16 protein-coding genes are annotated in these 12,155 nt (G+C 63.8%); 11 read left to right on the forward strand and 5 right to left on the reverse strand.

Translation table 11 applies throughout. The features are described from left to right. The first annotated feature begins 52 nt into the window (after positions 1-52). The 7 genes from BLX41_RS10665 (at position 53) to BLX41_RS10695 (ending at position 3,985) form a co-directional block, all read left to right on the forward strand. Positions 53-319 carry a DUF3077 domain-containing protein gene (locus tag BLX41_RS10665; RefSeq protein ID WP_072442483.1) on the forward strand — a complete coding sequence of 89 codons (267 nt, stop codon included), beginning with the start codon at positions 53-55 and terminating at the stop codon, positions 317-319. A gap of 115 nt (positions 320-434) precedes the next feature. Then, positions 435-746, forward strand: a complete 312-nt coding sequence (locus BLX41_RS10670) for a type II toxin-antitoxin system HigB family toxin (RefSeq protein ID WP_019093548.1) — start codon at positions 435-437, stop codon at positions 744-746. Further along, the gene (locus tag BLX41_RS10675; RefSeq protein ID WP_011063430.1) at positions 743-1,114 is read left to right on the forward strand and encodes a helix-turn-helix domain-containing protein; all 372 of its coding nucleotides are present in this window, start codon (positions 743-745) and stop codon (positions 1,112-1,114) included. The genes BLX41_RS10670 and BLX41_RS10675 overlap by 4 nt, the downstream gene beginning before the upstream one ends. Before the next feature lie 78 nt (positions 1,115-1,192). Next, entirely contained in the window at positions 1,193-2,005 is an 813-nt protein-coding gene (locus BLX41_RS10680) for a MerR family transcriptional regulator (protein WP_123724838.1), read from the forward strand. Between the two features lie 133 nt (positions 2,006-2,138). Beyond that, a complete protein-coding gene (locus tag BLX41_RS10685) occupies positions 2,139-2,855 on the forward strand; it encodes a purine nucleoside phosphorylase YfiH/LACC1 family protein (protein WP_011063432.1) in 717 nt (238 codons plus the stop codon). Further along, on the forward strand, positions 2,852-3,307 hold the full coding sequence (locus BLX41_RS10690) for a GNAT family N-acetyltransferase (RefSeq protein WP_072450955.1): 456 nt from the start codon (positions 2,852-2,854) through the stop codon (positions 3,305-3,307). The genes BLX41_RS10685 and BLX41_RS10690 overlap by 4 nt, the downstream gene beginning before the upstream one ends. A 96-nt stretch (positions 3,308-3,403) precedes the next feature. Continuing rightward, a complete protein-coding gene (locus BLX41_RS10695; RefSeq protein ID WP_019093550.1) occupies positions 3,404-3,985 on the forward strand; it encodes a membrane protein in 582 nt (193 codons plus the stop codon). Between the two features lie 9 nt (positions 3,986-3,994). Here the strand turns inward: BLX41_RS10695 and BLX41_RS10700 are convergent, their stop codons facing one another. From BLX41_RS10700 to BLX41_RS10715, 4 genes are all read right to left on the reverse strand, one after another. After that, positions 3,995-4,348: a gamma-glutamylcyclotransferase family protein gene (locus BLX41_RS10700; protein WP_011063435.1), complete on the reverse strand. Its 354-nt coding sequence runs from the start codon at positions 4,346-4,348 to the stop codon at positions 3,995-3,997. 30 nt (positions 4,349-4,378) lie between these two features. Beyond that, positions 4,379-5,473: a D-alanine--D-alanine ligase gene (gene ddlA / locus BLX41_RS10705; protein WP_065365173.1), complete on the reverse strand. Its 1,095-nt coding sequence runs from the start codon at positions 5,471-5,473 to the stop codon at positions 4,379-4,381. Positions 5,474-5,516: 43 nt separating this feature from the next. Continuing rightward, entirely contained in the window at positions 5,517-5,996 is a 480-nt protein-coding gene (locus BLX41_RS10710; RefSeq protein WP_123724839.1) for a GNAT family N-acetyltransferase, read from the reverse strand. Between the two features lie 73 nt (positions 5,997-6,069). After that, positions 6,070-6,711: a LysE family translocator gene (locus tag BLX41_RS10715; RefSeq protein ID WP_123724840.1), complete on the reverse strand. Its 642-nt coding sequence runs from the start codon at positions 6,709-6,711 to the stop codon at positions 6,070-6,072. 243 nt (positions 6,712-6,954) lie between these two features. Here BLX41_RS10715 and BLX41_RS10725 point away from each other — a divergent pair, with 243 nt between their 5' ends. The 4 genes from BLX41_RS10725 (at position 6,955) to BLX41_RS10740 (ending at position 11,341) form a co-directional block, all read left to right on the forward strand. Further along, positions 6,955-7,764 (forward strand): AraC family transcriptional regulator, encoded by an 810-nt coding sequence (locus BLX41_RS10725; RefSeq protein WP_123724842.1) that lies wholly within the window; start codon positions 6,955-6,957, stop codon positions 7,762-7,764. Positions 7,765-7,844: 80 nt separating this feature from the next. Next, positions 7,845-8,231, forward strand: a complete 387-nt coding sequence (locus tag BLX41_RS10730) for a cupin domain-containing protein (protein ID WP_123724892.1) — start codon at positions 7,845-7,847, stop codon at positions 8,229-8,231. Between the two features lie 258 nt (positions 8,232-8,489). Further along, positions 8,490-9,104 (forward strand): biliverdin-producing heme oxygenase, encoded by a 615-nt coding sequence (locus tag BLX41_RS10735; RefSeq protein ID WP_123724843.1) that lies wholly within the window; start codon positions 8,490-8,492, stop codon positions 9,102-9,104. Beyond that, entirely contained in the window at positions 9,101-11,341 is a 2,241-nt protein-coding gene (locus BLX41_RS10740) for an ATP-binding protein (protein ID WP_123724844.1), read from the forward strand. Before BLX41_RS10735 ends, BLX41_RS10740 begins: the two co-directional genes overlap by 4 nt. 37 nt (positions 11,342-11,378) lie before the next feature. Here BLX41_RS10740 and BLX41_RS10745 read toward each other — a convergent pair. Further along, positions 11,379-12,155, reverse strand: a 777-nt coding sequence (locus BLX41_RS10745; RefSeq protein WP_259744668.1) for a LysR substrate-binding domain-containing protein, incomplete at its 5' end; no start/stop codon positions are given.

Consider the following 12,155-nt stretch of genomic DNA (forward strand, 5'->3'; position numbering starts at 1 on the left):
CTCGAAATCCGTCCTCCCCACACCTCCCGTCCCAAAAAACCGGAGGTGCCCGATGACCACTCAATCGCCCCTGACCACCCTCGGTGAAATCCGCTTTTCCCAGTGCGGCGAACACCTGCATCCGCTGTTTCGGGTGAATGCCGACGTGCCGATCAACGACGCCCTGGAACACGCCTCGACCCTGTTGCATCTGGCAAAGCAATTCACCCTGGAAGCGGCCATGGAGCCCCGGTGCGACCGCTATGCTTGGGCGGCACACTACCTGGCAGAGATGGGCAAGGCACTGATGGACGACGTGCACGCCACGCTCTCTGCATGACCTGATCGTCCCTGAACCAACGTCGCCTGCGCGGGCAGATCCAGCGATCTGCCCGTACATCGCTTGACGCACTCAGCGACTTGTTTAAGTCCCAGGACGGGACTAGGGTCACGCCATGAGAATTATTGCAGTCAGTCAGTTGAAGGCCTTCTGGGCAAAGCACCCGGAAGCAGAACAGCCTCTGCTGGCCTGGGTCGATGAAGCAAGGAAAGCCGAGTGGTCCAACCCTGCGCAAATCAAGGACCAATATCGCAACGCGAGCATTCTCAAAAGCCGCAGGGTGGTCTTCAACATCAAGGGCAACGAGTATCGACTGATCGCTGTCGTGGCCTACCGCTTTGGTGCGCTGCACATCAAGTTCGTGGGCACTCACCAAGAGTACGACGCCATTGATGCCGACAGCGTAGACATGGAGCAACCCGCATGAACATCCGCCCCATCCACACCGACCAGGACTACCGCGCCGCACTGAAAAGCGTCTCGCCCCTGTTCGACAACGAACCGCAGCCCGGGACGCCTGAAGGCGATTACTTCGATGTGATGATCACCCTGATCCAGGCGTACGAGGCCAGGCAGTTTCCCCTGGACCTGCCCAACCCGATCGAGGCGATCAAGTTCCGCATGGAACAGTCCGGCTTGTCCGCCGCCGACCTGGCGCCCGCCATCGGCCGCACCAACCGCGTCTACGAAGTGCTCAACGGCAAGCGCGCGCTGACCCTGCCCATGATCTGGAAACTGCACCAGCTGTTCGGCATTCCCGCCGAAAGCCTGATCAAGCCGATCAAATCGTCCTGAGCCGTGCTGCCGGGCTTGAGCTTGCCCCTGGGTAAAGGCTCAGCATGCCCCGCAGCCCAACCACACCAAGGACGCTCCATGCTCACCATCGGACAAATGGCCCGCTGCCACGGCCTTACCACCAAGACCCTGCGCCATTACGACAGCATCGGCCTGTTCACCCCGGCCCTCACCGGCCGGGACAACGGCTACCGCTACTACAGCCCGGAACAGATCGTGACCCTGGGGCGCATCGCCTGGCTGCGGCAGTTGGGCATGTCCCTGGAAGACATCCGCACTCTGGCGGACCAGGGCGGCCTGGACAGCGTGCTGCACATGCAGCAGTCACTGCAGGCGCATGCCCGGCAGTTGCAAAGCGAGATCGCCCGCAGCCAGAAAGTACTGGGCCATCTGCAGCGCTACCTGGCCCAGCCGCAGCGCCAACTCCCAGCCGCGCAGACACCACAGAAGGTATTCCTGGCGCCGCAGCGGATCATCGGCATGGCCTGGCAGCAGGACGACCCGGGCACCATCGCCGAGCTCTGGCAACGTTTCGAACCTCGGGAACAGGAGATCCAGCGCCTGGCCGAGCCGGTGGGCACCTATGGCATCTGCCAGCCCCTGGAAGACGGCCAGTGGCGTTATGTGGCCGGCCTGCCGGTCGCCGCCGACGCGCCCCTGGTGCCCGGCATGGTGGAGCTGGAAATCCCTGCCCGCCATTACGCGCGAGTCGAGCATCACGGCAGCGTGGCCACCCTGCCGGAAACCTTTCGCGCCGCCTACAGCGAGTGGTTGCCCGCCGCCGGGCTGATGCCCCTCGACGCGGTGGAGTTCGAGTACACCGGCGAGCGCTTTCTGGGGCCCATGCACCCGGACAGCGTGGTGGAACTGTATATCCCGCTGAGCGCCTGAAACGCCCGGTGAAGGGGCCGACCAGCAGGCTACCGCTGGTCTGCCCCGGCCTATCCAGCGTTGTCTGTCAGCAAAAGTACCTCGGATACCGCTATGCTCTGCAGCCATTCCCAGGTTACCGAGCGAAGGCCCGATGAGTTTCCAGGCAGGTGTGTTGAACCAGATATCCGGCATCCGTCATGGGTTTTCGACCCTCGGCGCCGCCCTGCCGGCCAACCTGTTCTTCTGCTCGCAGATCCACAGCGGCGAGGTGGTGCAAGCCAGTACCACGCTACCCAGCGGAATCATCCGCGGCGATGCGGTACTCACCCATTCCAGCCGGCCCATCGCAGTGGTCACCGCCGATTGCCTGCCGTTGCTGATCAGCAGCGAGGACGGTTCCTGGGTCGCGGCAGTGCACGGCGGCTGGAAAGGCCTGCATGGCGGGATCATCGCCAATGTGCTGCAACACTTCGCCAGCAAGGGCATCACCCCACAGCAATTGCGGGTGGCCATCGGCCCATCGATCAAACCCTGCTGCTATGAAGTCAGCGCCGATTTCATCGACACCCTGTCCGCCACTCAGGACCCGCTGTGGCCGGCCGCACAGGCCCCCTGGAGCCGTGAGCAACCGGCCCCGCTGCTGCCGCCGCAGATTCCGCCACCGCAACCGACCCAGGCCGATTCCCTGTGGTTCGACCTGAGCCGCTATGCCGTGCACTTGCTGCACGCCGCTGGAATCAGTGATGAACAGATCGAAATCAGCGAGCTGTGCACCTACTGCTCGACCCCGGCCCTGGCCAGCTATCGTCGACGCGGGCACCGGGGTGAAGCCAAGGCCTTCCAGTACTCGTGGATCGGCCGGACATGAACCTCGAGAGTGCACTACTCCCAACCTCCCTGAGCGACCTGGAAACCCTGGTCCAGATGCGCATCGCGGCGATGCGCGAAAGCCTTGAGCGCCTGGGGCGCTTCGATCCGCAGCGGGCCCGGGAGCGTTTTGCCGCAAGCTTCGCGGCCGAACGCTGCCACTTCATCCTCAGTGACGGACAGCCCGCAGGCTTTATCCAGAGCCAATCACACGGTGATCATCTGCGCCTGCAGCACCTGTACGTCTTACCGCAATTCCAAGGGCGGGGCCTCGGCGCCAAGGCCCTGGAGCAGCTTTTGGAACGCTCCGCCAAAGAGCAGCTACCCATCCACCTGGATGCGTTGCGCGGCAGTGACTCGAATCGTTTTTATCGACGCCTGGGTTTTGTTCAGGTGGGTGAAAGTGAATGGGATATTCACTACGTTCGGCCGGCGGATCCACCTCGGGCCTGAACCCGGTTCCGCTCGGCCACCGAGCCCCTGCTGGTTCTTGGCCAGCAACCTGAGCTAACGTTGCCTCCCCCCTCAGGCCCAACCCAAGGAGTGCCCGTGTCTGACAACCTCTATGCCCCGCCCCAGGCGGATCTGGTCGCCCCCTCGCCCGAAGCGGCGCAACAGCCGTTCTACGTGGTGTCCAAGGCCAAGTTCCTGACCCTGTACATCCTCACCTTCGGCATCTACCAGGTGTACTGGGCCTACAAGAACTGGCATCAGTTCAGGCACGCCAGCGGCCAGGAGCTGTGGCCGGTGGCCCGGGCCTTCTTCGCGATCTTCTTCACCCATGCGCTGTACCGCGAAGCCGATGCGACGCTCAAGCGCGACGGCCGCAGCCATGACTGGCGGCCCGGTGAACTGGCAACCCTGTTTGTGGTGGGGGTGATCATCAACAACGTGGTGGACGCGCTGTCGCGCAAGAATATCGGCTACCCGGTGACCGACATTGCCAGCCTGGCGCTGCTGCCGGTACTGGCGTGGATCACCTGGCTCGGCCAGCGCGGCCTGAATGCCGCCGCGAAAGATCCCGAAGGCCGCAGCAACGCCCGTTTCACGCCGCTGAACTATGTGTTCATCGTGCTCGGGGCGGTGCTGCTGGCCCTGGCGTGCATCGGGGTGATGCTGCCGCCGGAGTGAGCCGAAGACTCAGGCGCTGACGTAGACCCAGGCCTGGATGCCCGAGGCCAGGGTCACGCTGACCCGCTTGTAGTCCGAGACTTCATAGCTGTCGGCCGCTGCCAGCTCCTCGGGGGTGATGCAGAACACGGTGCCGGGAATCGGCGCGCTGTCCGCCGCCCCCGGGCGCAGGATCGGATGATGGGTCTTGCCGCTGGCCGCCAGCACCTCGGGGTCGGTGATTTCCACCCAGCTCTGTTCGTAGCCAAGCATGGCATCCGCGCTGCCACTCAACTCACGGCCAAAGTTGGCGATCTGCACCGCCTTGTCTTGCAGGGTGCCGTAGGAAAAAAGATAAACCGATGCATCTGTTGCCGAACTCATTCGTCACGTCCTTAACCACGATGATCCGCTTCAGCGGTTGATTTTCAGCCCTTGCCGTTCAGCGTGACGCTCCAGCGCCAGCTCGATCAGGCGGCTCACCAGCTCGCTGTAGCTCATGCCGGTGGCCTGCCAAAGTTTGGGGTACATGCTGATCCGGGTGAACCCCGGCAGCGAGTTGATTTCGTTGATCAGCACTTCCCCCTCATCGGTGAGAAACACATCGACCCGAGCCAGCCCGGAGCAGCCCAGCACCTGGAATGCCTCGACAGCCAGGGCCCGAATGCGCTCGCTGTGCTCGATGCTGATGTCCGCCGGCACCAGCACCTGGGCCGCCTCCCCGTCGATGTACTTGCTGTCGTAGGAATAGAAACCGTTGCTGACCACGATCTCGCCGCAACCACTGGCAATGGGCTGGTCGTTGCCCAGCACCGCGCATTCGATTTCCCGCCCACGCACTGCCGACTCCACCAGCACCTTGTGATCGAAGCCCAGGGCCAGTTCCACCGCGGCCTCGTATTCGGCCTCGTTGTCGACCTTGCTCACCCCCACCGATGAACCCTGGTTGGCCGGCTTGACGAACAGCGGCAGGCCGAGTGTTTCCCGGGCCAAGGCAAAACCGTAGCGAGCACGGGTGGCCCGGGTCAGGGTGATGAACGGGGTCACCGCCAGCCCGGCGTCGCGCAGCAGGCGCTTGCTGATGTCCTTGTCCATGCACACCGCCGAACCCAGCACGTCGGAGCCGACAAAGGGCAGGTCGGCCATGCGCAGCAGGCCCTGCAGGCAACCGTCTTCGCCCAGGGTGCCGTGGACGATGGGAAAGATCACATCGACATGCCCCAGCAGTTCCTGGCTGGAGGTTTCCACCAGTTGCTGGCTGGCCTTGCCCGGCACCACCGCCAGTTCGCGATTGGACTGGTTGAGGGCAATCAGCGCCGGGTTTTCCTGGTTGATCAGGAAGTTCGAGGTGTCATTGAGGTGCCAGTGGCCCTGCTTGTCGATGCCGATCAGCACCGGCTCGAAACGCGTGCGATCCAGGGCATCGACGATGTTGCGCGCCGACTGCAACGACACTTCGTGTTCGGCCGAACGGCCACCAAAAATAATCCCGACCCGCAACTTGCTCATGTCTGCTTCCCGTTGAAAAAATGATTGCTGACGGTTCTTCAATTCAGCTGGGGCTGTAACGCAAATGGATCAGCGCCACTCGCTCCTGCTCCTTGTTCTTGCGCTCTTCGATGGCGAACGGCACAAAGCCCAGCTTCGGATAGAGCAGCAACCCCGCCACGTTGCTGTTGAAGCATGACAGCGTCACCTCGCTGGCCTGGTGCTTGCTGTGGGCGATGTGGATCATCTGCCCGATCAGTTGCGCCCCCAGGCCCGCGCCGCGCACCTCTGGGTCGACGATGACATTGCCGATGGTGCAGGTGCCGCCGCGAGCCCAGCGGTAGAAGTTGGCAAAACCCACTACCTGCCCGTCACGCTCGATTACCGTCGAGTCGCTGCGCTGGGCGATGGAGTCGCGCAGTTGCTCGTGGGTCAGTGGCCAGGTGGCGGCGGGAAAGAAGAAATACAACTCCTGGGGATTGCCTACGAAACTGCAGATCCGCGGAATGTCCGCCTCTGCTACCGGGCGAAAAACAACAGCCATGTTCAGTCTCCTGATACGGGGACGGGTCGTCCTTGTTGGGGGCGGATACTGGCCGGCGCAAGGCACCGGCCGTTCAGCGATTGGCCAGCAGATGCCCGCCGAACAGCACATAACAACCACCGGCCAGACGGTCCAGCCAGCGACGGGCCCGGGCGTAGAACCCGGCCACCCGGCTACTGGCGAAAAACAGCGCCACGCAGCAGTACCAGGACAGCGACAGGCCGGCCATGGTCAGCACCGCCAGCCCCAGCAGCAGAGGTGGCGGGGAGGCCGGCATCGACGTGGCAAAGATGGTGGCCACGAACAGCGCCGACTTGGGGTTGGTCATGTTGCCGAGAAAGCCCAGCCGGTAGGCCGAGAACAGGCTGCGCTCAGCATGGACCGCGCCATTGGCGGTTGGATTATCCAGGGCCGGTTTGCGCTTGAACTGCTTGAGTCCCAGGTAGATCAGGTAACAGCCACCGGCGACCTTGAACAACACGAACAGCGCCGGCGCCGCGCTGAACAGCGACTTGATGCCCAAGCCTCCCGCCAGCCCCCAGAGCACGGTGCCGCTGGCCACCCCCAGGGCGGCGAACAGGCCATGGCGCTGCGAACAGCCCGCCGCCAGTTGTGCAGTGGTGAAAAAGTTCGGCCCGGGGGTGATCACCGCCACGCTCCAGAGCAGGGCCAGCGACAACAGCGGGGCGAGGTAAACCAGGTATGAGGCGTGCATGAGTGCAGGTGGCCGTGAAGGGGATCCGGGTGAACGACGCTACTCCACTCGCGCCTGCCCAGGCAACCGCCGATTGGCCTCGCAATCCTGCTCAAGCCGTCGGCCGCCGCGCTGCGCCTGATCCATCCTGCAAGGCCCCCCCTTCTTCCGGTAGAACTGCCACGGCGTGAGCCGAGGGGCAAGACAGCCAGCGCGCCCCTGAGTTAACGTACCGCCCTCGGTTTCATCCATCAGGACCGTTCCATGGCCAAACCCGCAGCTGTCACCGACTGGGTTCACCGCGCGCCGCCCGCCCGGGGCCTGGAGCGCATCGAGGCGTATTTCGCCGGCCATGGCTATGACATGCACCGCCACGACACTTACGCCATCGGCCGCACCCTGCGCGGGGTACAGAGCTTCCAGTACCGCGGCGGCTGGCGCCACAGCCTGCCCGGCGCCACCATGGTCCTGCACCCCGATGAAGCCCACGACGGCGAGGCCGGCACTCACGACGGCTTTCACTACCGCATGCTGTATGTCGAGCCGGCGCTGATCCAGCAGATCCTCGGCGGCCAGCCCCTGCCCTTCATTACCGGCGGCCTGTCCAACGACCCACGACTGTTCGCCGCCACCGAGGCCCTGCTGCGCGGGGTCGAAAGCCCTCTGGACCCGCTGGAACAGGAAGACGCCCTGTTCGACCTGGCCCATGCCCTGAACAGCGTCTCCGGGGTCGCCCAATCACGGCAGCGTTTCGACTATGTGGCGGCCGAGCGGGCCCGGGAATACATCCACAGTGCCCTGGACCGTACCCTGACCCTGGAGGAACTGGCGGCCCACAGCGGGCGTGACCGCTGGAGCCTGTCCCGGGATTTTCGCCTGCTGTTCGGCACCAGCCCCTACCGTTACCTGAGCATGCGCCGCCTGGACCTGGTCCGCGCGCTACTGGTGCAGGGCCAGACCCTGGCCAACGCCGCACTGATCGCCGGCTTCACCGACCAGAGCCACATGACCCGGCAGTTTCGCCAGACCTACGGCCTGCCACCGGCGCGCTGGCTGAAGATGCTCGGCCGCTGAGCCACACACGATCGTTCAAGAAGCCTTCGCCCCTGGCTGTTTACCCTCAGTGCTCATTCATCACTGAGGTGGACCGCATCATGCAAAAACCTGCCCCGCAAGACGCCTACCAGAGCATCAATTTCGCCCAGAAACTCGGCCTGTTCAGCGAACACTGGACCCCCAAGGTGATCGCCGAGATGAACAACTACCAGTTCAAGATCTCCAAGTTGCAGGGCGAATTCGTCTGGCACTGCCACGCCGACACCGATGAAACCTTCATCGTGCTCGAGGGCCTGCTGCACATCGACTTCCGTGACGGCCGGGTGGCCATCGGCAGTGGCGAGATGTTCGTGGTGCCCAAGGGCGTCGAACACAAACCCTGGGCCGAGCATGAGGTCAAGCTGCTGCTGATCGAGCCCAAGGGCGTGCTCAACACCGGCGATCAAGGTGGCGAACGCACCGCCCAGAACGACGTTTGGATCTGACCCTCACCGCAGAACCCGCGAGACGGAAAAAGGAATTTCTGCCTCATTAACGGAGTCAGACACAGCAACACGTCATCGATCAACTACCCTTTGCCGACCAATGGTGCGTCAAAAACTGTACGTCAGTGCAAAAAGCACAGGTAGAGTGACGCTCTCATTTTTCTGTGCGATGGCTCTAGTGCAGGGACTACAGCCTGGTCCCGGCTTTCGATGACGCCCATGGCGCGTCCATTACCTGTTGCGACCCCTGATCCCTGAATGCCTACACCGCACCAAGACACCACCGCTCCCACCCTGCTTCAAGACCTGCGCGCCGGCACCGCGACCTTGCACGTAGCCCTGGAAAAACGCCTGCCGTTCTTCTCCGAGTATCTCGATGGCGCCTGGTATCGACGCCTGATCCAGGCCTACTACGGTTTCTATCAGCCCCTGGAGGCGGCCCTGCATGATAGCGGCCTGATCCCTGCCGGCTACGATCCCAACCAACGCCTGAAGACCCCGGCCCTGCTAGGGGATCTGCATGCCCTGGGCTTGAATGCAGCCAGCATCGAGGCCCTGCCCCGCTGTGAGCAACTGCCGCACCTGAGCAGCGCCGGTGCCTGCCTGGGCGCCCTCTACGTACTGGAAGGCGCCACCCTGGGCGGACAGATCCTGCGCCGGGAGATGGCCCAGCGCCTGGACCTCGACGCCGACAACGGTGGCGCCTTTCTGGACGTCTATGGTGCTGCCACCGGCCGGCGCTGGAAGGACTTTCTCGACTATCTGGGGCGCATGCCCGAAGACGCGAACGCACGCCAACAAGTGGTCAGCGCCGCGCAATCCACATTTGCCTGTTTCGAACGCTGGCTTGACCGCCGCGAGGTGCTGCTATGACCCCACAAGATTCCCAAGCCTTCGAAAAGTTGCTGGCCAACTGCGCCAACGAGCCGATCCGCTCCCCGGGAGCGATCCAGCCCCACGGTGTGTTGCTGACCCTGTCCGAGCCGCAACTGTGCATTCAGCAGATCAGTGCCAACGTCGAGACCCTACTGGGCCGGCCCGCCGAACCGCTGCTGGGTCAACCCCTGGAGCAGTTGCTGGGGGAAACGGACGGCCAACGCATCCGTGAAGTGCTGCAACTGGATCGGCTGTTCGATGCCCCGCCGCTGCACCTGTCACTCAACGGCACACGCTTCGAAGGCTTGCTGCATCGCCATCAGGGGGTGCTGATGCTGGAGCTGGAAATCCAGCCCGATCACCCGCAGCACCAGCACCTCAAGCAGCAGACCGAGAATCTCGGGCGCCTGCTGCGGCGCCTGCAAGCGGCCAAGACCCTGCACGAGCTGTACAGCATCAGCGTCGCCGAGATCCAGGCCATGACCGGCTACGACCGGGTGCTGATCTACCGCTTCGAAGAAGAAGGCCACGGCCAGGTGATCGCCGAAGCCTCCCGCCCCGACATGGAGGTGTTCAACGGCCTGTTCTTCCCCGCTTCGGACATCCCGCAACAGGCGCGCGAGCTGTATCGCAGCAACTGGCTGCGGATCATCCCCAATGCCGACTACCAGCCAGTGCCGCTGCTGCCGACCCTGCGCCCGGACACCCAGGAGGCCCTGGACCTGAGTTTCGCCACCCTGCGCAGTGTGTCGCCGATCCACTGCCAGTACATGAAGAACATGGGCGTGCTGTCGTCCATGAGCATTTCCCTGCTCAAGGACGATCAGCTCTGGGGCCTGATCAGCTGTGGCAATCGCCAGCCGCTGCTGGTACCCCACGAACTGCGCATTGCCTGCCAGACCATTGGCCAGGTGCTGTCGTTGCAGATCAGTGCCATGCAAGCCCTGGACATCAGCCGCCAGCGAGAAGAAAAAGTCGCCGCCCTGGCCAGCCTCGGCCAGGCCATGCACGACGCCCCCGACAGCGTATTCGACGGCCTGACCCAGGCGTCGCAACAGCTGCTGGAGCTGACCCAGGCCGGCGGCGTGGCGATCATCGAGGACAAACAGCTGCACTGCTTCGGCAACTGCCCGTCCGAGGACGAAATCCGTGCCCTGCACCGTTGGCTGCAAGGCACTGGGCAGGCGGTGTTCGCCAGCCATCACCTGGCCAGCGTCTACCCGCCGGCGGCGAGTTATCAACAGGTGGCCAGCGGGGTCCTGGCCATGAGCCTGCCCAAGCCTGTGGATAACGGCGTGCTGTGGTTCCGCCCCGAAGTGAAGGAAAACATCAACTGGAGCGGCAACCCGCAAAAGCCCCTGGACCTGGAAAACTCAGACGCCGGCCTGCGCCTGCGACCGCGCACCTCGTTCGAGATCTGGAAGGTGGAAATGGCCGGGATCTCTACCAAGTGGAGCCACGGCGACCGCTTCGCCGCCAACGACCTGCGCCGCTCGGCCCTGGAGCATGACCTGGCGCGCCAGGTACTGCGTGAACAACAGGCCGTGCGCGCCCGGGACGAACTGGTGGCGGTGGTGTCCCACGACCTGCGCAACCCCATGACCGTGATTTCCATGCTCTGCGGCATGATGCAAAAAGCTTTCAGCTCCGACGGACCGCACACTTCGCGACGCATTTCCTCGGCCATCGACACCATGCAACAGGCCGCCAGCCGCATGAACAACCTGCTGGAGGACTTGCTGGATACCTCGAAGATCGAGGCCGGGCGCTACAGCATTGCGCCGCAGCCGCTGGAGGTCAGCCAGATCTTTGAAGAAGCCTATTCGCTGCTGGCGCCCCTGGCTCTGGACAAGGCTATCGATATCAGCTTTCACGCCGAGCCGGACCTGACCATCAATGCCGACCCCGAGCGGTTGTTCCAGGTGCTATCGAATCTGGTGGGCAACGCCATCAAGTTCACCCCCAAGCAGGGCAAGGTCGGGGTGGTGGCGATGTCCGACGGCGAGCAGATCGTATTCAGCGTCCGCGACACCGGGGAAGGCATTCCCGCCGATCAGCTACCGTTCATCTTCGATCGCTACTGGACCATGAAGGAAGGCAATCCCAACGGCACCGGCCTGGGGCTGTACATCACCCAGGGCATCATTCATGCCCACGGCGGCAAGATCGAGGCCCACAGTGAAGTGGGCAAGGGCAGCGAATTCCGCTTCAGCGTACCCCGGGCCAGCCTCTAGACCGCACTCCGGGGCTCCCTGCCGAGCCCCGGCGCCCTTATTCGACAGATTGCGCCACCAGCCAGTCGCGAAACAGCTGGCCGCTGGCGGACAGGCGCTTGTGCCGCACATGCACCAGAAAGTCTGCCTGCCCGGTGCGAAACGCCCACTGGCCGACGCGCTGCAACTCGCCTTGGGCCACCAACTCACTGGCCATGAAATCCCAGCCCAGGCCAACGCCCATGCCCTGCTGCACAGCGCTGAACATCAGCGTCAATTGGTTGAAACCCATGGCCCCTGGCGGCGCGCTGTAGTCCAGCCCGAAATGCCGGAACCAGTCGCGCCAGTCGATGCAGTTCCAGGCCGAGGCATCCAGCTGGATCAAGGGCAGTTCGGCCAGTTGCGCCAGCGCGTCAATGGCCGGCAGCTCCAGGCGCCGGCTGGCGATGGGATAGACAACCTCGGCGAACAACCGCGTGGCGGTCAGGGACGACCAGTGCCCGGCGCCGTAGAGAATGGCGAAGTCGTGCTCGGCCACGCTGGACTCGTCCATGTCGTTGTTGGCGTGGATGCTCACGGTGATGTCCGGGTGTTGTTTGTTGAACGCCAACAAGCGCGGAAACAGCCAGAACTGCGCCACTGCATGGGTGCACTGCACGGTGACGGTGTTGGCGTCGCGTCCGGCCCGCAGGCGGCTGACGCTGCGCAGTAACGCTTCCAGCTGGGTGCTGACCTCGGCGAACAGCGAGGCACCGCTGGCGGTGAGTTTCACCCCCCGGGCCTGCCGCTCGAACAGCTCGGTCTTCAGTGACAGCTCCAGGGCACGAATCTGCTT

This window comes from Pseudomonas protegens (assembly GCF_003732485.1).
GTDB classification, from domain to species: Bacteria; Pseudomonadota; Gammaproteobacteria; order Pseudomonadales; family Pseudomonadaceae; genus Aquipseudomonas; species Aquipseudomonas protegens_B.

Coding starts and splice junctions, on each gene's coding strand:
- BLX41_RS10665 (WP_072442483.1), top strand. CDS start 53: ATGACCACTCAATCGCCCCTGACCACCCTCGGTGAAATCCGCTTTTCC.
- BLX41_RS10670 (WP_019093548.1), top strand. CDS start 435: ATGAGAATTATTGCAGTCAGTCAGTTGAAGGCCTTCTGGGCAAAGCAC.
- BLX41_RS10675 (WP_011063430.1), top strand. CDS start 743: ATGAACATCCGCCCCATCCACACCGACCAGGACTACCGCGCCGCACTG.
- BLX41_RS10680 (WP_123724838.1), top strand. CDS start 1,193: ATGCTCACCATCGGACAAATGGCCCGCTGCCACGGCCTTACCACCAAG.
- BLX41_RS10685 (WP_011063432.1), top strand. CDS start 2,139: ATGAGTTTCCAGGCAGGTGTGTTGAACCAGATATCCGGCATCCGTCAT.
- BLX41_RS10690 (WP_072450955.1), top strand. CDS start 2,852: ATGAACCTCGAGAGTGCACTACTCCCAACCTCCCTGAGCGACCTGGAA.
- BLX41_RS10700 (WP_011063435.1), bottom strand. CDS start 4,348: ATGAGTTCGGCAACAGATGCATCGGTTTATCTTTTTTCCTACGGCACC.
- ddlA (WP_065365173.1), bottom strand. CDS start 5,473: ATGAGCAAGTTGCGGGTCGGGATTATTTTTGGTGGCCGTTCGGCCGAA.
- BLX41_RS10710 (WP_123724839.1), bottom strand. CDS start 5,996: ATGGCTGTTGTTTTTCGCCCGGTAGCAGAGGCGGACATTCCGCGGATC.
- BLX41_RS10715 (WP_123724840.1), bottom strand. CDS start 6,711: ATGCACGCCTCATACCTGGTTTACCTCGCCCCGCTGTTGTCGCTGGCC.
- BLX41_RS10725 (WP_123724842.1), top strand. CDS start 6,955: ATGGCCAAACCCGCAGCTGTCACCGACTGGGTTCACCGCGCGCCGCCC.
- BLX41_RS10730 (WP_123724892.1), top strand. CDS start 7,845: ATGCAAAAACCTGCCCCGCAAGACGCCTACCAGAGCATCAATTTCGCC.
- BLX41_RS10735 (WP_123724843.1), top strand. CDS start 8,490: ATGCCTACACCGCACCAAGACACCACCGCTCCCACCCTGCTTCAAGAC.
- BLX41_RS10740 (WP_123724844.1), top strand. CDS start 9,101: ATGACCCCACAAGATTCCCAAGCCTTCGAAAAGTTGCTGGCCAACTGC.